19 protein-coding genes and 1 pseudogene are annotated in these 17,118 nt (G+C 62.2%); 5 read left to right on the forward strand and 15 right to left on the reverse strand.

Annotated features, from left to right (window positions below):
• Nucleotides 1-341 precede the first annotated feature (341 nt).
• The 3 genes from AB4037_RS30965 to AB4037_RS30975 all read right to left on the reverse strand — a co-directional run bounded on the left by AB4037_RS30965 (nt 342) and on the right by AB4037_RS30975 (nt 2,174).
• Complete coding sequence (locus AB4037_RS30965) at nt 342-497, reverse strand: hypothetical protein (protein ID WP_441774140.1); 156 nt, start codon at nt 495-497, stop codon at nt 342-344.
• Nucleotides 498-1,118: 621 nt separating this feature from the next.
• On the reverse strand, nt 1,119-1,520 hold the full coding sequence (locus tag AB4037_RS30970; RefSeq protein WP_441774141.1) for a single-stranded DNA-binding protein: 402 nt from the start codon (nt 1,518-1,520) through the stop codon (nt 1,119-1,121).
• A gap of 432 nt (nt 1,521-1,952) precedes the next feature.
• The gene (locus AB4037_RS30975) at nt 1,953-2,174 is read right to left on the reverse strand and encodes a helix-turn-helix domain-containing protein (protein WP_441774187.1); all 222 of its coding nucleotides are present in this window, start codon (nt 2,172-2,174) and stop codon (nt 1,953-1,955) included.
• Nucleotides 2,175-2,253: 79 nt separating this feature from the next.
• On the opposite strand from AB4037_RS30975, the gene AB4037_RS30980 reads away from it, so the two are divergent.
• The 3 genes from AB4037_RS30980 (at nt 2,254) to AB4037_RS30990 (ending at nt 4,995) form a co-directional block, all read left to right on the forward strand.
• The gene (locus AB4037_RS30980) at nt 2,254-2,496 is read left to right on the forward strand and encodes a helix-turn-helix domain-containing protein (RefSeq protein ID WP_441774142.1); all 243 of its coding nucleotides are present in this window, start codon (nt 2,254-2,256) and stop codon (nt 2,494-2,496) included.
• Between the two features lie 86 nt (nt 2,497-2,582).
• Complete coding sequence (locus AB4037_RS30985; protein WP_441774143.1) at nt 2,583-3,764, forward strand: ATP-binding protein; 1,182 nt, start codon at nt 2,583-2,585, stop codon at nt 3,762-3,764.
• Between the two features lie 115 nt (nt 3,765-3,879).
• Entirely contained in the window at nt 3,880-4,995 is a 1,116-nt protein-coding gene (locus AB4037_RS30990) for a LysR family transcriptional regulator (protein ID WP_441774144.1), read from the forward strand.
• Nucleotides 4,996-5,010: 15 nt separating this feature from the next.
• Here the strand turns inward: AB4037_RS30990 and AB4037_RS30995 are convergent, their stop codons facing one another.
• The 12 genes from AB4037_RS30995 to AB4037_RS31050 all read right to left on the reverse strand — a co-directional run bounded on the left by AB4037_RS30995 (nt 5,011) and on the right by AB4037_RS31050 (nt 15,591).
• Nucleotides 5,011-5,250, reverse strand: a complete 240-nt coding sequence (locus tag AB4037_RS30995; RefSeq protein ID WP_441774145.1) for a DUF2274 domain-containing protein — start codon at nt 5,248-5,250, stop codon at nt 5,011-5,013.
• A 2-nt stretch (nt 5,251-5,252) separates the two neighbouring features.
• Nucleotides 5,253-6,395: a TrbI/VirB10 family protein gene (locus AB4037_RS31000; RefSeq protein ID WP_441774146.1), complete on the reverse strand. Its 1,143-nt coding sequence runs from the start codon at nt 6,393-6,395 to the stop codon at nt 5,253-5,255.
• Complete coding sequence (trbG, locus tag AB4037_RS31005) at nt 6,392-7,378, reverse strand: P-type conjugative transfer protein TrbG (RefSeq protein WP_441774147.1); 987 nt, start codon at nt 7,376-7,378, stop codon at nt 6,392-6,394. Before trbG ends, AB4037_RS31000 begins: the two co-directional genes overlap by 4 nt.
• The gene (gene trbF / locus AB4037_RS31010) at nt 7,375-8,064 is read right to left on the reverse strand and encodes a conjugal transfer protein TrbF (protein ID WP_441774148.1); all 690 of its coding nucleotides are present in this window, start codon (nt 8,062-8,064) and stop codon (nt 7,375-7,377) included. The genes trbG and trbF overlap by 4 nt, the downstream gene beginning before the upstream one ends.
• Nucleotides 8,061-9,407, reverse strand: a complete 1,347-nt coding sequence (trbL, locus tag AB4037_RS31015) for a P-type conjugative transfer protein TrbL (RefSeq protein ID WP_441774149.1) — start codon at nt 9,405-9,407, stop codon at nt 8,061-8,063. The genes trbF and trbL overlap by 4 nt, the downstream gene beginning before the upstream one ends.
• A 3-nt stretch (nt 9,408-9,410) precedes the next feature.
• Nucleotides 9,411-9,698 (reverse strand): putative entry exclusion protein TrbK-alt, encoded by a 288-nt coding sequence (trbK-alt, locus tag AB4037_RS31020; RefSeq protein WP_441774150.1) that lies wholly within the window; start codon nt 9,696-9,698, stop codon nt 9,411-9,413.
• A 19-nt stretch (nt 9,699-9,717) separates the two neighbouring features.
• Nucleotides 9,718-10,482 (reverse strand): P-type conjugative transfer protein TrbJ, encoded by a 765-nt coding sequence (trbJ, locus tag AB4037_RS31025; protein WP_441774151.1) that lies wholly within the window; start codon nt 10,480-10,482, stop codon nt 9,718-9,720.
• A complete protein-coding gene (gene trbE, locus AB4037_RS31030) occupies nt 10,479-12,935 on the reverse strand; it encodes a conjugal transfer protein TrbE (RefSeq protein WP_441774152.1) in 2,457 nt (818 codons plus the stop codon). The genes trbJ and trbE overlap by 4 nt, the downstream gene beginning before the upstream one ends.
• A gap of 9 nt (nt 12,936-12,944) precedes the next feature.
• Entirely contained in the window at nt 12,945-13,226 is a 282-nt protein-coding gene (locus AB4037_RS31035; protein ID WP_441774153.1) for a VirB3 family type IV secretion system protein, read from the reverse strand.
• On the reverse strand, nt 13,226-13,558 hold the full coding sequence (locus AB4037_RS31040; RefSeq protein WP_441774154.1) for a TrbC/VirB2 family protein: 333 nt from the start codon (nt 13,556-13,558) through the stop codon (nt 13,226-13,228). Before AB4037_RS31040 ends, AB4037_RS31035 begins: the two co-directional genes overlap by 1 nt.
• Nucleotides 13,555-14,535, reverse strand: a complete 981-nt coding sequence (trbB, locus tag AB4037_RS31045; protein ID WP_441774155.1) for a P-type conjugative transfer ATPase TrbB — start codon at nt 14,533-14,535, stop codon at nt 13,555-13,557. Before trbB ends, AB4037_RS31040 begins: the two co-directional genes overlap by 4 nt.
• 654 nt (nt 14,536-15,189) lie before the next feature.
• On the reverse strand, nt 15,190-15,591 hold the full coding sequence (locus AB4037_RS31050) for a single-stranded DNA-binding protein (protein WP_441774156.1): 402 nt from the start codon (nt 15,589-15,591) through the stop codon (nt 15,190-15,192).
• 761 nt (nt 15,592-16,352) lie between these two features.
• Here AB4037_RS31050 and AB4037_RS31055 point away from each other — a divergent pair.
• Together AB4037_RS31055 and AB4037_RS31060 are read left to right on the forward strand one after the other, a co-directional pair.
• Entirely contained in the window at nt 16,353-16,643 is a 291-nt protein-coding gene (locus tag AB4037_RS31055) for a nucleotidyltransferase family protein (protein WP_441774188.1), read from the forward strand.
• A 59-nt stretch (nt 16,644-16,702) separates the two neighbouring features.
• Nucleotides 16,703-17,026, forward strand: a pseudogene (locus tag AB4037_RS31060) (HepT-like ribonuclease domain-containing protein); the annotation flags it as partial.
• Nucleotides 17,027-17,118: the final 92 nt, after the last annotated feature.

The raw sequence follows: 17,118 nt of genomic DNA on the forward strand, positions 1-17,118 counted from the left end.
TGACGGGAGGCGGGCACGGACGCAGCGAAGACAGGGTCAAGGAGCGCGAAGCGACCGGCGGAGCCGGCGAGCGGGGGAGCCGAAATTCGCTAGAATTTTGGGGGAACCGCTCGTCCTTGAGGCTGGCTGAACGAGCCGTAGACTGGGGCGTCAGAGAGAAAGAGAGCGCGGCCCCCGAATAACGCCGGCAGGCGCGGGGGCCGCTCCGTTCCGGCTGGCAAGCCGGAGTACAGCGCGCAGAGTCTCGCATCCGGTAACGAGCAAGGCACCGCCGACGGACAACCACTGCGCTGGTGACTCAAGAGATGGAGGGCAACCGACGCCGCCCTCCCACAGATGCTTCACTCCAATTCATAGGGCGCGTAGTGAATGCCATCGAGATCTTCGCACCCGATATGCCAGCGCCGGTCGGACCAGATGGCCGGCATATGTGCCAGATCCGCACCGTAATGGGCGATGATGATCGCGCCCGGCTTGTGAAAGAGGCCGAATTCCACCTTGTTCTCTATCAAGGTGCAGTAGTGCCGTGGTCAGGAACTCTTTCGAGATCGTGACCGGCAGATACACTTCACCGTCGAAATAGGCCCGCACGGTCAAGCAATCAGCTTCGTTCGCCTCAATCGATACGAGTTCATTTTGTGTCATCGAAAATCTCCTTTGCGTTACTGACGCTCAGGAGCTCGCACTGGCGCTTCGAGGGGTCAGGGACCGCGAAGCGGCGAGCGGAGAACCGATTTTTCGAAAGCTTCGGCAGGGGTACGAAGCAAAAATCGGTTCTCCGCGATGTCCTTGACGCCACGGAGGCTGTGCGACAATGGGCCGTCAGTGAGAGAAGACCCACGGCGACGAGGGCGCCGTGTCCGCATCCGGCGAAACCGGCGTGGAGTGCAAGGGGTGCCCTCTCGCGACGAAGCCGACCGGTCTATGCGGCTGGCCTCGTCAACCACAAGGATCGTCACCGATATTGGCGAATACCGCATTGGAAACGATGGCAAAGCCTGCCCTCATTTGTCGTGACCCGACTCATGGCGAGATTTTTCGCGCGTAAGGCAAGCCCACGCTGAGCTCATCTGTGAGGCACCCCGGCGGCTCACGCCGCCGGGGTGCCAGTGCCTGGTTCAGAAGGGAACTTCGGAGTCCTCATCCTGCTGATCGTCACCGTTTTCGGTCTGCTTGGCCCGGTTCAGGAAGTCCACCGTCTCGGCAATGATCTCGCAGCCATAGCGGTCGACGCCCCCTTGGTCAGTCCATTTGGTGTAGTGGATGCGGCCGCGCACCAGGATCTTCATGCCCGCCTCGCAATATTGCTGGATCGTCTTGCCGAGGCCGTTGAAGGCGGTGATGCGATGCCATTCGGTGTCCTGGACCCTCTGGCCCTTGTCGTCCCGGACAACCCGGCCTTCCGAATAGCGGGGACGGGAGGTGGCGAGGGTGAAGTGGGTGATGTTGGTGCCACCATTGGTGGTGCGGGTTTCCGGGGCCTGGCCGATGTTGCCGGCGAGAATGACGATATTCTGCATGGTGTTTCTCCGTTGCTTCCCGGAGGGACCATTCCCTCCGATGAGACCCGGCCAAGGCCGTCGGGAGACGCCTGCATTGCCGCCTGGGCGGCAGCTTGACCCCCAAGGTCCGTAGTGGTGCGGGCAGGCGCTTTGCGCCAACACGGTGCGGAACCGCGGGGGTTGCGGTCGGAAACCGAACGGACTTAGGGGATCCGTCAGTCGGAGGGATTGGTGCTTTCGAGCGCGAGCATGGAGAACTACGGCAGAACCTTCACCCTTGCCGGCCGTAGTGATGCGCCTAGTCCCCCGAAATCCCTGTCCAACACCGAGGCGCTCGGCCGTATTCCACGTCGCGCCAATGCCGAGACCGGCAGTGTGCTCAGTCCGTCAAGCGTGCCCCTGAGCCAACGGGATACTCGGCTGCGCGTGGATATCCGCAGCTTTTGCGGCTTATGGCTCGTCGCTAGGGGGAAGAACGAGCTCTACATGACTGACCTCAAGGGCCTGCGCCAACTCATAAAGCGTGATGATGGTTGGATTGCGCTTACCACGCTCCAGATTGGAGAGATATTGCTGGCTGAAGCCCGAGCGCGCCTCGACCTCTTCCTGCGTCAGGCCTCTATCCTGTCGCAGGCGAGCGAAGTTCTGCCCTACCAGCTTGCGCATATCCATGCGCCAATGGTTGGCGTGTAACGGCACGCATTTGTATAAGCGATTCCCATCGGCGATTGCCTTGCCGATGTTCGGTTCCATGGAACTGAGCAAGATTATCGGCCAGAATGCACGGCGGATGAGAAAGGCGTTGCGGCTGAATCAGGACGATTTCGCCGCAAAAGCTAAGCTCAGTCAGCAGCAGATCAGCAAGATCGAGCGCGGCTCTCAGAACGTCACTCTGAAGTCGATTGCAAAACTTGCAAAAGCCTTTGACGTCCCTGATATCGAACTCTTCCTGCCGCCCGACATGGAAGTACGCAGGAAACACGATACAAAATGATCGCAGGGAGAGCGGCGAGCCGGACAGGTGAAGATAAGCACCCATCTATCCTTGCAAATTAAAAAATAACACTTTAATTTGCAAGGATGTTGAATCGCCGAATCCATCCTGTCGTTCGTCAGGCCCTTGATCGTCAAGCTGCGGTTGCCCTCATCGGCCCCCGGCAAGTAGGCAAGACGACACTGGCTCTTGAGATCGCCGAGGAAACCGGCGCCCTCTACCTCGATTTGGAGATGCGCGCCGACCGCGCCAAGCTAACCGACCCCGCCTTGTTCCTGAAAGACCATGAGGACAAGCTGGTCATTCTCGATGAAATCCATCGTGCCCCCGAGATCTTCCAGGAGTTGCGCGGACTCATTGACCAGGGTCGTCGCCGCGGGCATCGCAATGGCCGCTTCCTTCTCCTGGGATCGGCATCGATCGACTTGCTGCGCCAGTCTGGCGAAAGCCTGGCCGGTCGCATCGAGTATATCGAAATGACGCCGCTCGACGTTTTGGAAGTTGCAGCTTCGCCCCCTTTCTCGGTTGCCAATGAACGGTTGTGGCTTCGCGGCGGCTTTCCCGACAGCTTTCTAGCGGGCTCCGATGCCGATAGTCTTGCCTTCAGGCGCAATTTCATCCGCACCTATCTGGAGCGCGATGTCCCGCAATTCGGCCCGCGAATTCCAGCCGTAACTCTGGAACGTCTGTGGACCATGCTGGCGCACAACCAAGGCGGCTTGCTCAATGCATCTCGGCTTGCCGCAGGCTTGTCGATCAGCGCTCCTACCGTCACTTCCTATGTTGATCTCCTGGTTGACCTCCTATTGGTTCGCCGGCTGCAGCCCTTCCACGCCAATATCGGCAAACGCCTGGTCAAATCACCGAAAGTCTATGTCCGCGACAGCGGCATCGTGCATGCCCTGCTCGACATCGAGAACTCCAATGCGCTGGTGGGCCATCCCGTCGTCGGCCTCAGCTGGGAGGGCTTTGCTATCGAGAACATTTTGGCGGTGATTTCCTCGTTCGCGCAGCCCAGCTTCTACCGCACCTCGGCGGGCGCTGAGATCGACCTGGTTCTGGACGGACCGAAGGGGCTGACCGCCATCGAAATCAAGCGCAGCCTAGCGCCGACCATCAGCAAGGGCTTCTATCAGGCGATCCAGGATATTCAACCCGCCCGATCATTCGTGGTCTATGCCGGCGACGAACGTTTTCCACTCAAGCCCGGGATCGAGGCCATAGGGCTACAGCCGCTCCTCGGAGAGTTGTCGGCACTCGGCCGATAATCACCAAGGAAGCGTCTAGACGCCCCGGCGACAGCAGGAACAGCCAACAAACGCCGCAGAGCCAAACGAATCCATTCGACAATATAACTTGCCATCATGCACTCGGCGCGGGCTCATGAATGCGGATGCTCCGTGCAATTTGGTTCAAAATCACGGGCTTCTCACTGAATCAGGGGCACATCACCCTGTTGAAGCGTTCCAGGGCGGGCAGTGGCAGGTATGGTGGCGAATGCACGATCGACGGTCGACGGCCTTTATCGAGCGATGGCGATCCGGACGGAACTCGATCGATCTGCGCCAGCTTCGCTATGTCATCCTGGCGGCCGAGCATCGCAGCTTCCGGCGAGCGGCGGCATCGCTGAACGTCCAGCCTTCCGCGATCAGCCGGCGTATCCGGGACCTTGAATTTCGTCTCGGGACAACGCTTTTCATACGATCGCCCTCCGGCGTCGAGATGACCAGGAAGGGGCGTGAATTTCTCGACCGCGCCCAACCCGTTCTGGAGGAGTTGGAGGCAGCCACAATGGCGATCTCGGCAGATGCCTGTCAGGCGTTGCGTATCGGGATATGTCCAACCACCAACCCGCGCCTGCTTCATGTCCTGCTGGATAGCCTCAGTTCGCGATATCCGGCAATCCGGGAGGTCCTGTTCGAAGGCGAGGAGGAAGAAAATATGGCGTCGGTGCGCTGCCGCCGGTTGGACGTCGCCATCGCCGCGGTAACGAACGTTCCCGCGCGCTACCATACGATCCGCCTATGGCACGAGAACGTCTTCGTCATCCTACCTACCGACCATGGCCTGGCGACTCTTGGTTCGATCGGCATTCCTGATCTCCTCCACTATTGCCTTTCGATCAGCAAGGACGAGCCGGCCAGTCAGATCATCGACGCTCTGCGAGGGAAAGATGAGGAGACGGCTACGCCTGTGCCAATCGAGGTTTGTGACCTGGGCCGGCTTGCCCTCATAAGCCAGATAGCGCTGGGGCGAAGGCTTGGTCTATGCGGTGAGGCGGCTACGGTCATGTCGTTTCCGGGAGTGACGTTTCGGCCGATCGCAAAGCCCTCTCCTCTCACCTTCGGCGCGATCTTTCTGCCTGACAACAACAAGCCGGCCTTGCGCAACTTTCTCCAGATCGCCCGATCGCTCAGGCTCTTGCGGCAAGATCCGCACGGTTGGCTTCCGCTCGCTCCACCTCGTCGTTTCGATGCCGCCACCCGCGGCAAGACATAGTCGCAAGGGACGCCATCACCCCTTTAATGGCGCGGGCTTGGTTGCACTTTTGGCCTTGGCAAATCCGCGATCGGTCGCCATGAACCGTTCCAGCATGGGAACGATCAGCCTGACTGCATCGGTCGGCTTGCCCGCGCTATCACGACCCAGGATTTCGGCATAAGCAATGAGATCGCGATGAAGGCTGGCCGGTAGATCGAGGGTCACCTTCACCGGTTTGTCGTCGGCAATCGGTCCGAGCTTCAGCTTGGTCATGGTCATCCTTTATAGGGTTCGAAGACAAGATCGCGTGTGACGATGACGCGTACCGGGAATCCAGGACGAATAGTCAGGGTTGGCGCCACGTTGAGCTGGCGACGGATGATCTGCTGACCGGCCTCGTTTATGGTGTCCTGCGTGCCATTGCGGATCGCGCGCAAAAGCCTGTTTTGATCATCGACCGCCAGTTCAGCCCCAACCGCGAGCAGCGTTGACAGGCCGGCGGCTTTGGCAAGGTCCCACCAGTGATAATCGACACCATCCTCGAGGCCGGCATAGCCTTGTGTGTCAGCACCAGGTTGACGTTCCAGGACGATGGAGCGGCCATTAGGCAGGATCAGCCGGTTCCACACGAGCAGCACCCGGCGCTGACCGAACTGCACGTTGTTGTCATATTGGCCGATGATCCGAGTTCCCTGCGGCACGAGCAGAATACGGCCGGTGGGACTGTCATAGATGTTTTCCGTGACCTGCGCCGTGATCGGGCCGGGCAGATCCGAGCGGACCCCCGTGATGAGCGCGGCCGGAATGACGGCACCGGCCTGCAGCACGTAGGGCGATGCCGGCGGCGTGACACGATCGGGCGCAGTGGTGCGCCGATCGGCGGCCGCATAGAGGAAAGCCAGTTGCCCGTCCTGGGCTGTTGATTGGCCAGACTGACCGGCGATATCAAGACCTGCAAGGCCGGGCGTCGACCCACCGGTCATGCCTGCCACCGCCGATCCTGCCCGAGCCTGGAAGAAGACGGTGCTGGTACGGGCGGCCTCTTCCTCGGCCCGTCGACGTTGCTCGGCCTCATCGATGCCCGTTGTGGGAACGGCCGGCGGGACGACGGGCTGCCCCTTGTTCTGCGCGTCCAGGATGGGACGGCCGAGGTCACCAGGGAGCGCCGGTCCCAGGATCGGGCCGGTATAGTCACGCGGCAGGCCGGCAAGGCCATCGGCGGGCTGCCGATTGGCGGTGGAATAGAGCTCCTCCCCGCTTTGTCCGCCACTGCGGTTTTGAAGAGCATAGATCAACGCGCCCCCGACGCCGAGCGAGGCGACGATGCCGATGCCAACCAACACCTTGCGCGAAAGCCGGGTGACGCGCGGCGGCTCGGCGCGCAGACGCATGGCCGCGCCATTGTCGTTCTCGCTCATGACGAAGGCCTCGCATCGGTCCGCACGATCCTGACGGTCTGCTGGCGATCGGCGCTGCCAAGACGCAGTTCGGCAGCGCCGAACAGGCGATCGACGATCAGGATGTGCTGGTAGGCACGGGTGTTGACGATCTGGGCTTCGCCCTCCGGGCCGATGACGAAGAGGGGCGGCATTTCGCCTTGCACGATGCCACGCGGAAATTCGACATAGACGTGCCGGCCATCATCATACACGGCAAGCGGTTTCCAGGGCGGATTGTCGCCGGTTAGGCCATAGCGATAATTGCGCGCCGTAACCGCGGGGATCGCCGGTGCTGGCGGCACGACTTGGCGCAGACCTCCCGACGCTCGCGGATAGGCCCAGGAAATGGCCGGCATGTAGGGTTTTTCGCCCGAACGCAGCTCGATCATATAGGTGCGACGGTCGGTAGTGATGACGAGGTTGGTGGTGATAGCCGCCCGGCTGGGTTTCACCAGGACATGAACGCGTCGTGTCACCCCGGCTCCACTCTCGGTGTCACCGATGATCCAGCGGGCGGTGTCGCCGGCGGCGATCGGCCCCCCTCCGGTCAGGTTCTCGCCGGGCTCGAGAGCGATATCGGTGATCTGCCCGGGGGCCGCATAGACCTGATAAAGCGCGCCTTCCGACCAGGGATAAACCTGGACAGCGTTGTAATAGCCTTCGCGCCGCGGCTGGACGCGGGCGGCGGCATTGGCGTTCTCGACACGCGCGGTCGGTGCCGTCGCTGCCGCCCCACCGCGTGCCGGTGACCAGGCCGGGGGAGTGTGCAACGGCCGTGGCCGGTCCTCGACGGCTGCGGCGGGTATCGCGGCAAGCGGCGGCACGTCCTTGTCGTAGCGGATCTCGGGGGGCTTTTGCGGTGTTGCGCAGCCAGCCAGCATGGCGCCGGAGAACAGAACAGCCGCTATTGCTGATTTGCGGAAAAGCGCGCTGCCATCTCTATGGGTCCTTAGCCAGCTCATTGGCTCATCTCCCGTGACCAGTTGATGGCATTGACATAGATCCCGAGCGGATTGGCCTTGAGCCGGTCGGCATCGCGTGGCGGCTGGATGGCGATGGTGAGAATCGCGGTCCAACGCTCGGTCGCCGAGAGCTTGCCGTCTTCATAGCGTCGCTCTATCCAGGCAACGCGGAAGGAGTCCGGCGAGGCGCGGATGACTGACGATACCTCGACGGCAATCTGTTGCTTGCCGATCTGGGTGAAAGGATCGTTGACGCGGGCATAGTCGTTGAGTGTTCCTGCACCCCGGTCCGTGGTCCAGTCGTAGGCGCGCAGCCAGTTCTGGCGCACGATGACCGGATCGACGGGAATGGAGCGAACCTGCTCGATGAAGCGGGCGAGATGCCAGGCGATCTGCGGATCGGTCGGGCGATAGTCGGCCTCAGCGGGCGCGACCAACTGCGCCTGGCCGAGATTGTCGACCTGAACCACCCATGGCACGACCGTGCCGTTTGCCGACTGCCAGACCAGTGCCGCGGCAAAACCTGTCGACAGGATCAACGAGCCGAAGGCCATGTACCGCCAATTCCTGGCCTGCACACGGGCTGATCCGATACGCTCATCCCAGACCTGCGCGGCCTTCTGGTAAGGAGTTTCGGGTTCGGGAGTCCTGCCGTAATGCGCGGCATGCCGCCGGAAAAGGTTCATGAGCGATCACTTTCGGAGAGATTGACGGAGGATCCGGCACCGTGGCTGTCGCCGGCGCGAACGGCATGGGCTGCCGTCTGAACGGCGTGTCCTGTATGGATGGATCGGCGAAGGCGCTGCGTCCGGCCTGAGGGGGCATCCGCAGGCCTGGTCTGTGCAGGCGATATCTCAGCCCCAGCGCCAATCGTCCCCTTGGTCGAGGAGCCGCCGGTTACAGAGAAGCCGGATTGAATGCCTTTGGTATAGCTGGATCCGCCACTCGCAGCAGCCCTGCGAAGCGGCGAGATCGCCGCGCTACTCGCTGCACGTGCCACACCGCCGAGACCCGAGGCGACACCGGCCGCTCCGGATGTTCCCAAGGCACCCAGCGAATAGGCCGAGCTCGCAGAGCCGGCTGTGGTCGCGCCGGCGCGGACGGCAGCGGCTCCACTGGAAAGCGCAGCCGCCCCTCCCCTCGCAGCCAGCATCGCGCCACCACCAACGGCGAGGGCCGCCCCACCGGCAACGAGCCCCGTGCCGACGGCGGCACCAGCGCCAAGCTGCGGCCCTCCTGAGACGAGGCCATTGGCGATACCGGGACCGAAGATGCCAAGGCCGAGGAGCGACAATGCGGCAAGAACCACGGCCATGGCGTCGTCGATGGTCGGGGTCTGGCCGCCAAAGCCGCGGGTGAACTGATCGAACAGGGTCGAGCCGATGCCGATGACGACGGCAAGCACCAGGACTTTGATGCCGGAGGAGATAATATTGCCGAGCACGCGCTCGGCCATGAAGGCGGTCTTGCCGAACAGGCCGAAAGGGATCAGCACGAAGCCGGCCAGCGTCGACAGCTTGAATTCGATCAATGTGACGAAGAGCTGGATCGCCAAAATGAAGAAGGCGAGAATCACCAAAGCCCAGGCGAAAAGCAGGCAGGCGATCTGGATGAAGTTCTCGAAGAACGCCACCCAGCCCATGAGGTCGGAAATGGATTCGAGCAGTGGACGGGCGGCGTCGAGGCCGGTTTGCGCGACCTTGCCGGGGCGCATCAAGTCCGCCGTCGAAAAGCCGGTGCCGCTGGCCTTGAGGCCAAGGCCCGCGAAGCTGTCGAAGACGATCTTCGCCAGGTTATTCCAATTGGAGATGAGATAGGCAAAGGCGCCGACGAACAGTGTCTTTTTCACCAGCCTAGCGATGATGTCGTCATCGGCACCCCAGCTCCAGAAAAGCGCCGCCAGCGTCACGTCGATGACGATCAGCGTGGATGCGATGAAGCCGACTTCGCCGCCTAGCAGCCCGAAGCCGGAGTCAATGTAGCTGGTGAATATCCCAAGGAAGTTGTCGATGACGCCGCTGCCGCCCATGCGTCACCGTCCTTCGCTGAAGGGTGACGAGAATGGCTCGGACGCCCGACCGAGGAAGCGATCGCGCGTCTGGCTCCAGACACGCAGGCACTCGGCATCCTCCAGAGCTTTTTGTCCAAGCTGCTGGCAGCGGCGCTGCCCTTCACGCAGCGGATCACTATCGGATGGGATCAGGCGCACCGGCGAAGTCGGTGATCTTTCCTGCTTATCGGTCAACTCGATCACCGTCGCCGTGATGGCGACAGCGACGAACACGATCGCGCCGAGGCACGCAAACGTCTTGCCGTCCATGACGATCCCCCATCCCGCCTCAGTTGCCGGTGTTGAACATCTGCGCATTGCCGGGCTGGTAGCTTGTGCCCGGCGTCAGGAAGCGGCGACGCTGCTCGCGTCCCTGGTCCGCTGCGGCGGCACGTTCCGCCTCGCTGAGCGTGCTTGCCCGCCCATTGGCGGCGAGCAGCGCGAGCAGATCGGAAAGCTGCTGGGATTGCAGCGCGAGGATCTGGTTTCCAGCCTGGGCGGCCTGCAGTGCACCGGTCGCGCCCTGGCTCTGGTTGACCAGGGCCGACATCTGCGTCCGGTTCGTATCGATATTGCCGACGACGCCGGCCTGCACGCGCATGGCGTCCTGGAGGCCGCCAACCGTGTTCTGCCAGCGCGAGCGTGCATCGGCAACGAGTTGCTGGTTGGTCGCCGACAGCGAAGCATTCGCGTATTTCTGGCTGAATATCTGATCGACCTTCTGGACGTCGAAGGCGATGTTCTGCGCCTGATTGAGAAGTTGCTGCGTCCTTTGGACGGACTGCTGGATTTGCTGGAGCGAGGAGAAGGGCAGGCTCGCAAGATTGCGAGCCTGGTTGATCAACATCTGCGCTTCGTTCTGCAGGCTGGTGATCTGATTGGTGATCTGCTGGAGGGAGCGCGACGCCGTCAGGACGTTCTGCACATAGTTCGAGGGATCGAACACGATGACGGCATAGGCCGGTGGCGCCAGGGGCGGAGCGAATGCGAGCGGTGCCGCGAGCAAGCTCGCCCCAAAGGCAGCTGCATACGAGCGAAAACGACGGCGGATCATGAGCGAGGCTCCTGTTCGACTTGGGAAATGGAGAGGTGGAGTGTCGGAATGAGATCGATCGCCCAGCCGGCATTGCGGGCCTCGAGCCAGGCTTTGAGAAAGCCCTCGCGGCCGTGGTCGGCGAACAGGTTGGCAATGAGCGTCTGATCGGATTTGGAGGATGCCGCGCACAACGCGAGGCCCACCTCGGACAGGCCAAGCTCGAAGAGGCGATTGCCGCGCCGCGACTGGCAGTAGTAATCGCGCTTGGGCGTTGCGCGCGCCAGGATCTCGATCTGCCGATCATTCAGCCCGAACCGGCGATAGATCGCCGTGATCTGTGGCTCGATCGCGCGCTCATTCGGCAGGAGAAGCCGGGTCGGGCAGCTTTCGATGATCGCCGGCGCGATCGCCGAATTGTCGACGTCGGACAGTGACTGCGTGGCGAAGATGACGCTGGCGTTCTTCTTGCGCAGCGTCTTCAGCCATTCGCGAAGCTGGCCGGCGAACCCCTCATCATCCAGCGCCAGCCAGCCCTCGTCGATGATGAGCAGGGTCGGTCGTCCATCGAGCCGGTCGCCGATACGATGGAACAAATAGGACAGCACGGCCGGCGCCGCTCCCGTGCCGACTAGCCCCTCTATCTCGAAGGCTTGTACGTCGGCGGCGCCGAGATGCTCAGTTTCGGCATCGAGCAGCCGGCCATAGGGACCGCCAACATAGTAGGGTCGCAGCGCCTGCTTGATGCTGTTGGACTGAAGCAGCACCGCCAGACCCGTGATGGTACGCTCTTCGATGGGGGCGGAGGCGAGAGACGTCAGCGCGGTCCAGATGTGGTCCTTGACCTCCGGAGTTACGGGCACACCTTCGCGCGTCAGGATGGCGGCGAGCCAGTCAGCCGCCCAGGCGCGTTCATAGGTATCGTGGATGCGCCCCAGCGGCTGCAGCGCGACGGAAACGTCGGAGCCTTCGGTCAGGCCGCCGCCGAGATCGTGCCAATCGCCGCCCATTGCGAGTGTCGCGGCCCGGATCGAACCGCCGAAATCAAAGGCGAAGACCTGGGACCGCTCGTAGCGCCGGAACTGCAAGGCCATCAGCGCGAGCAGCACGGATTTGCCGGCGCCCGTCGGGCCGACGACGAGCGTGTGACCGACGTCGCCGACATGAAGGGATATCCGGAACGGGGTCGAGCCTTCCGTCCTGCCGTAAAGCAGCGGGGGCGCATCGAAGTGCTCGTCCCGTTCCGGCCCCGCCCACACGGCGCTGAGGGGGATCATGTGGGCGAGATTGAGCGTCGAGATCGGAGGCTGGCGTACATTGGCATAAGCGTGTCCGGGCAAGGAGCCGAGCCAGGCATCGACGGCATTAACGGTTTCGATCATGGCTGTGAAATCACGGCCCTGGATGACCTTCTCGACCAGGCGCAGCTTTTCGTCGGCAACACGCGGATCTGTGTCCCAGACTGCGATGGTCGCGGTGACATAGGCCATGCCGGCGAGGTCTTGCCCGAGTTCTTGCAAGGCGAGGTCGGCATCACCAGCCTTGTTCGCCGCATCCGTATCCACGAGGACGGATGCCTCGTTGGTCATGACTTCCTTGAGAATCGCGGCGATGGATTTTCGCTTGGCAAACCATTGCCGCCTGATCTTGGTCAGCAGCCTGGTGGCATCGGTCTTGTCGAGCAGGATGGCACGCGTCGACCAGCGATAGGGAAAAGCCAGCCGGTTGAGGTCATCGAGCAGACCGGGCGTGGTCGCGGTCGGGAAACCGACGATCGTGAGAATGCGAAGGTGCTGATCGCCCAGACGCGGTTCCAGGCCGCCAGTCAATGGCCGATCGGCCAGCAATGCGTCGAGATAGATCGGCGTCTCGGGGACCCGGACGCGATGGCGTTTGGTGGAAACGCACGAATGCAGATAGGTCAGCGTCTCGGCGTCGTCGAGCCAGCCGCATTCCGGCATGAAGCCATCGAGCAGGGCCAGAATGCGGACGGTGCGATCGGCAAAGTCTCGCAGGATCTCCGACGGATCCACGCCGGCCCGTTCCCTGCCCTCATAGAGCCATGTTTCGGCGCGTGCCGCTTCCTCGGCCGGCGGCAGATAGAGCAGGGTCAGGAAATAGCTTGAGATGAAATGGACGCCCTGCTCCTCGAAATCGGCCTTGCGCTCGGCATCGACGAGGCTGGAGGCGGGATCGGGAAAGATGCTGTCGGGATAGGTCGCCGCTTCATGTCGCTGCGCCTCGACGAAGATGCTCCAGCCCGACCCGAGGCGGCGGAAGGCGTTGTTGATGCGGCCGGCGACCGCAACCAGTTCGGCCGCGACGGCGGAGTCCAGATCGGGACCGCGAAAGCGCGCGGTGCGCTGGAACGAGCCATCCTTGTTGAGCACGATGCCCTCGGCCACGAGCGCAGCCCAGGGCAGATAGTCGGCAAGACGTGCGGCGGAGCGGCGATATTCGGCGAGGTTCATCATGGCCGCCGCTCACACCGACAGATGAGCGGGAATGCGCAGATGCCGGCGTCCAACTTCGATGAAGAGTGGATCGCGCTTTGCAACCCAAACCGCCGCGAAATGCCCGATGGCCCAGATCAACAGCCCGACGAGCCACAGACGCAAACCGAGGCCGACCGCCCCTGCCAGCGTGCCGTTCACGATGGCGATGGAACGAGGCGCGCCGCCGAGCAGGATGTGCTCGGTCAGCGCGCGATGAACCGCAACCGTGAAACCCGGCACGGCGTCGAGTTGCTCAAGAGCCATCGCCATCAGACCAGCGCTCCGCCGCCGAAGGAGAAGAAGGAGAGGAAGAAGCTCGAGGCTGCGAAGGCGATCGACAGGCCGAACACGATCTGGATCAGGCGGCGAAAGCCGCCCGACGTATCGCCAAAGGCAAGCGCGAGACCGGTCGCGATGATGATGATGACGGCGACGATCTTGGCGACCGGGCCCTCGATCGACTGCAGGATTTTCTGAAGCGGCTGTTCCCATGGCATCGACGAACCGGAAGCATGGGCGGCGGAAACGAGGACGAAGTTGGCAAGGGTCAAGGCAGCGATAGTCGCGACCATGCGGCGGATGCGCCTGGTGGTGCGGATCATGGGAATTCTCCTGCGGTCGAGGTGTCCTGGGTGATGCGATAATCGCCGTCCGGGCCGAGCCCTTCGACAAAGGCGAGTTCGGCCAGCCGACGCGCGGAGCCGCGGCCGGACAAAACGGCGACGAGATTGATGGTTTCGGCGATCAAGCCTCGAGGAACTGTGACGACCGCTTCCTGAATGAGTTGTTCGAGCCGGCGCAATGCGCCGATACCGGAACCGGCATGAATGGTGCCGATGCCGCCGGGATGGCCGGTGCCCCAGGCCTTCAGGAGATCCAAGGCTTCGGCGCCGCGGACCTCGCCGATGGGAATGCGGTCCGGCCGCAGGCGCAGCGACGAGCGAACGAGATCCGACAGGGTAGCGACGCCGTCCTTGGTGCGCATCGCAACCAGATTGGGCGCCGCGCATTGCAGCTCACGTGTGTCCTCGATGATGACGACACGATCGGCGGAATTTGCGATTTCCGCGAGCAAGGCATTGGTAAGCGTCGTCTTGCCGGTCGAAGTCCCGCCCGCAACCAAGATATTGGCGCGTGCCACGATAGCGGTGCGCAAAGTTGCTGCCTGGCGAGCCGTCATGATGCCGGCATTCACATAGTCGCTGAGCGTGAAGACGGCGACCGCAGGCTTGCGGATGGCGAAGGTCGGCGCCGCGACAACGGGGGGAAGCAAACCTTCGAAGCGCTCGCCGGTCTCGGGGAGTTCAGCCGAGACGCGCGGTGCGCGCGCATGAACTTCGGCACCGACATGGTGGGCGACCAGGCGCACGATGCGCTCGCCATCGGAAGCCGATAATGCCTCGCCTGTATCCGTCAGTCCTTCGGAAAGACGATCGACCCAGATGCGGCCATCGGGGTTCAGCATCACCTCGACGACGGCGGGCTCCTCCAAGAAGCGTGCAATGGCCGGACCGAGCGCTGTGCGCAGCATGCGCGCGCCGCGTGCGAGGCCTTCTGAATTGTGGTGCGAAGCTACCATGGTCCCCCGATTCCAGCGGGGCAGACACGGTCCTTCCCCTGACGGGGATGATTAAAAGAACCAAATTTCGAGCTGCTTCAACGAGAAATCCGGGATGTCGCAGTGTAGCGTAAAAATACAGGAAATCGGCGGTTGCGTGCTTTTTTGAAGCTCCGGAAAAGCACGGGAGCGCGTGGAATTGGAAGCCGTAGTCGACGGATCTAGGACACAAAGGACGCTCGCCGTGTGACATAACATACGCACATAATAAGCCCTATCTGCGAACTCGCCCTGTCTGCTGCCACACCCCATCGGTCGCCAAGAACTGCGGCCTGCAAATCTCGACATTTGAAAGCGCCGCTGTGACGTCGGGCGAGCCGGCGGTGCCGAGTGCTCGACGCGTCTTCAGCAGCGCGCGAACTTCATTGATAAGCTGGTGGGAGAGAGGCGCTGTGGCGCCTGCTGGATCTAGTCTCAGAGAAAGTAAAGTGGCTCAATCGGCCCCCGGCGTATTGCCTGGACAGGAGTCCAATCTTGGTCCTGGCAAGTATTTTGGCAGCGCATCTTTGATGGCCTGTCATTGGGCCTTGACGGCTTGGATGCCGATCAGGGTTCATCCTTGCCCAGTTCTGAACGATCCCGGCGGCTTGCGCCACCGGGATCCTGACATCTGGTTCAGAAGGGAACTTCCGAGTCCTCATCTTGCTGATCGTCACCGTTTTCGGTCTGCTTGGCCCGGTTCAGGAAGTCTACGGTCTCGGCGATGATCTCGCAGCCATAGCGATCGACGCCCCCTTGGTCTGTCCACTTGGTGTAGTGGATGCGGCCGCGGACCAGGATCTTCATGCCCACCTCGCAATATTGCTGGATCGTCTTGCCGAGACCGTTGAAGGCCGTGATGCGGTGCCATTCGGTATCCTGGACCCGCTGGCCTTTGTCGTCCCGGACAACCCGTCCTTCCGAATAGCGCGGACGAGACGTGGCGAGGGTGAAGTGGGTAATGTTGGTGCCACCGTTGGTGGTGCGGGTTTCGGGCGCCTGACCGATGTTGCCGGCGAGAATGACGATGTTCTGCATGGTGTTTCTCCGTTGCTTCCCGGAGGGACCATTCCCTCCGATGAGACCCGGCCAAGGCCATCGGGAGACGCCTGCAACTGCCTGCCTGCAGGCAGCTCGCCCCCAAGGCCCGGAGTGGTGCGGGCAGGCGCTTTGCGCCAACACGGTCCGGAGCCGCGGGGGTTGCGGGCGGAAACAGAACGGACTTAGGGGATCGATCAGTCGGAGGGATTGGCGCCACCGGAAGCAGGGTAGAAAAGCACAGCCCAGCCATCGTCGTTGCCGGCAGCGTCGCTTTGTCAGGCTCGACTTCACGCAACATCTAGGCACCTGACACGCGCCCTCCCCCGCCAAGATCTCGACCTCGGCAGGCTAAGCCGTACGGGACAAAGGCATCGATCTGAGACCTCCCGGACGAACAGCGCCGACCCACCGCTTTCACCCCATTCAGGCGCGGTCCACGCGATGTGACAGGGCAAGAACTGAAGATTTCGGTCTTGGCGCTGAGCTCACGCCACCTGAGGCTGGACCAACATTGAGCCGATTGCTGATTACATGCAGATCTTCCGACCGATTATAGACTGTTGCTGGCCAGACGAGGCGAAGAGAGAACGATGACCATCCGCATTGGGCCGACACCTGCTATCTTTTCTGGATCCGGCAGCCAGGAATCCGACGTCGCCACGGGGATTGACCACGGGGCTTGCGGTCCTCGAAAGCAATCCCTTGAAATTCCGTCCTTGATTACACATCATCCGAACGAGTTTGATGAAAGGCTGCCAGTGCGACCGTCCGACATGCTCGAGTTGAAGCGAATCGCAGTTCGTGAAGCGACAGGCCGCTTTCGTGCCGCAAACCCGCGCGTCTTTGGTTCAGTCTTGCACGGCACCGACGAGGACGGCAGCGACATCGATCTCTTGGTCGACGCGCTGCCCGGCGCGACATTGTTCGACCTCGGCGGATTGCAGGACGAGCTGGAATCGTTGCTCGGCGTCCATGTCGACCTGCTCACGCCCGCCGACCTGCCCTCCAAGATTCGAGCCAAGGTGCTGGCGGACGCGCTGGCGGTATGAGCGAGAACCGGTTATCCGACTATCTCGACCATATGCAGTAGGCTGCCACCGAGGCGTGCGGCTTCGTGGAAGGTCAAACCAAGGACGACTTTCTGGCGGACAAGCGTACCCAACGAGCTGTGGTCATGAGCCTCGTCATCATCGGCGAGGCCGCCACGAAGACCATGGACCGCTATGCTGCCTTCATTGAGCTCCATCCCGGATTGCCGTGGCGCAGCATGCGCGGTATGCGCAACCGTATTGCCCACGGCTATTTCGACATCAATCTCGACGTGGTTTGGGAAACTGTACAGGTGGCGCTCCCGGATTTGCTCAGGCAACTACCCGCCGTGCGCCAGGACGCCGAAGACCAAGATCCTAACGATAGTGCGGCGAAACTATAACGATCGAAACGATCGGCGATGCTGAAAAACGTGCATCACGAAACTTGACGCATAGGCGCTCCAGCCGGCAGACGGGATCCGCAAGGCTGCGG

The sequence above is a fragment of the Labrys sp. KB_33_2 genome (assembly GCF_052114505.1).
Lineage (GTDB): Bacteria > Pseudomonadota > Alphaproteobacteria > Rhizobiales > Labraceae > Labrys.

What these genes read in the sequence shown, in the direction of transcription:
- AB4037_RS30970 (WP_441774141.1), bottom strand. Translation starts at nt 1,520, where the DNA reads ATGCAGAATATCGTCATTCTCGCCGGCAACATCGGCCAGGCCCCGGAA.
- AB4037_RS31035 (WP_441774153.1), bottom strand. Translation starts at nt 13,226, where the DNA reads ATGGCGATGGCTCTTGAGCAACTCGACGCCGTGCCGGGTTTCACGGTT.
- AB4037_RS31050 (WP_441774156.1), bottom strand. Translation starts at nt 15,591, where the DNA reads ATGCAGAACATCGTCATTCTCGCCGGCAACATCGGTCAGGCGCCCGAA.
- trbJ (WP_441774151.1), bottom strand. Translation starts at nt 10,482, where the DNA reads ATGATCCGCCGTCGTTTTCGCTCGTATGCAGCTGCCTTTGGGGCGAGC.
- trbE (WP_441774152.1), bottom strand. Translation starts at nt 12,935, where the DNA reads ATGATGAACCTCGCCGAATATCGCCGCTCCGCCGCACGTCTTGCCGAC.
- AB4037_RS30995 (WP_441774145.1), bottom strand. Translation starts at nt 5,250, where the DNA reads ATGACCAAGCTGAAGCTCGGACCGATTGCCGACGACAAACCGGTGAAG.
- trbK-alt (WP_441774150.1), bottom strand. Translation starts at nt 9,698, where the DNA reads ATGGACGGCAAGACGTTTGCGTGCCTCGGCGCGATCGTGTTCGTCGCT.
- AB4037_RS30980 (WP_441774142.1), top strand. Translation starts at nt 2,254, where the DNA reads ATGGAACTGAGCAAGATTATCGGCCAGAATGCACGGCGGATGAGAAAG.
- AB4037_RS30975 (WP_441774187.1), bottom strand. Translation starts at nt 2,174, where the DNA reads ATGGATATGCGCAAGCTGGTAGGGCAGAACTTCGCTCGCCTGCGACAG.
- AB4037_RS30990 (WP_441774144.1), top strand. Translation starts at nt 3,880, where the DNA reads ATGAATGCGGATGCTCCGTGCAATTTGGTTCAAAATCACGGGCTTCTC.
- AB4037_RS30985 (WP_441774143.1), top strand. Translation starts at nt 2,583, where the DNA reads ATGTTGAATCGCCGAATCCATCCTGTCGTTCGTCAGGCCCTTGATCGT.
- trbB (WP_441774155.1), bottom strand. Translation starts at nt 14,535, where the DNA reads ATGGTAGCTTCGCACCACAATTCAGAAGGCCTCGCACGCGGCGCGCGC.
- trbF (WP_441774148.1), bottom strand. Translation starts at nt 8,064, where the DNA reads ATGAACCTTTTCCGGCGGCATGCCGCGCATTACGGCAGGACTCCCGAA.
- AB4037_RS31000 (WP_441774146.1), bottom strand. Translation starts at nt 6,395, where the DNA reads ATGAGCGAGAACGACAATGGCGCGGCCATGCGTCTGCGCGCCGAGCCG.
- AB4037_RS31040 (WP_441774154.1), bottom strand. Translation starts at nt 13,558, where the DNA reads ATGATCCGCACCACCAGGCGCATCCGCCGCATGGTCGCGACTATCGCT.
- trbL (WP_441774149.1), bottom strand. Translation starts at nt 9,407, where the DNA reads ATGGGCGGCAGCGGCGTCATCGACAACTTCCTTGGGATATTCACCAGC.
- trbG (WP_441774147.1), bottom strand. Translation starts at nt 7,378, where the DNA reads ATGAGCTGGCTAAGGACCCATAGAGATGGCAGCGCGCTTTTCCGCAAA.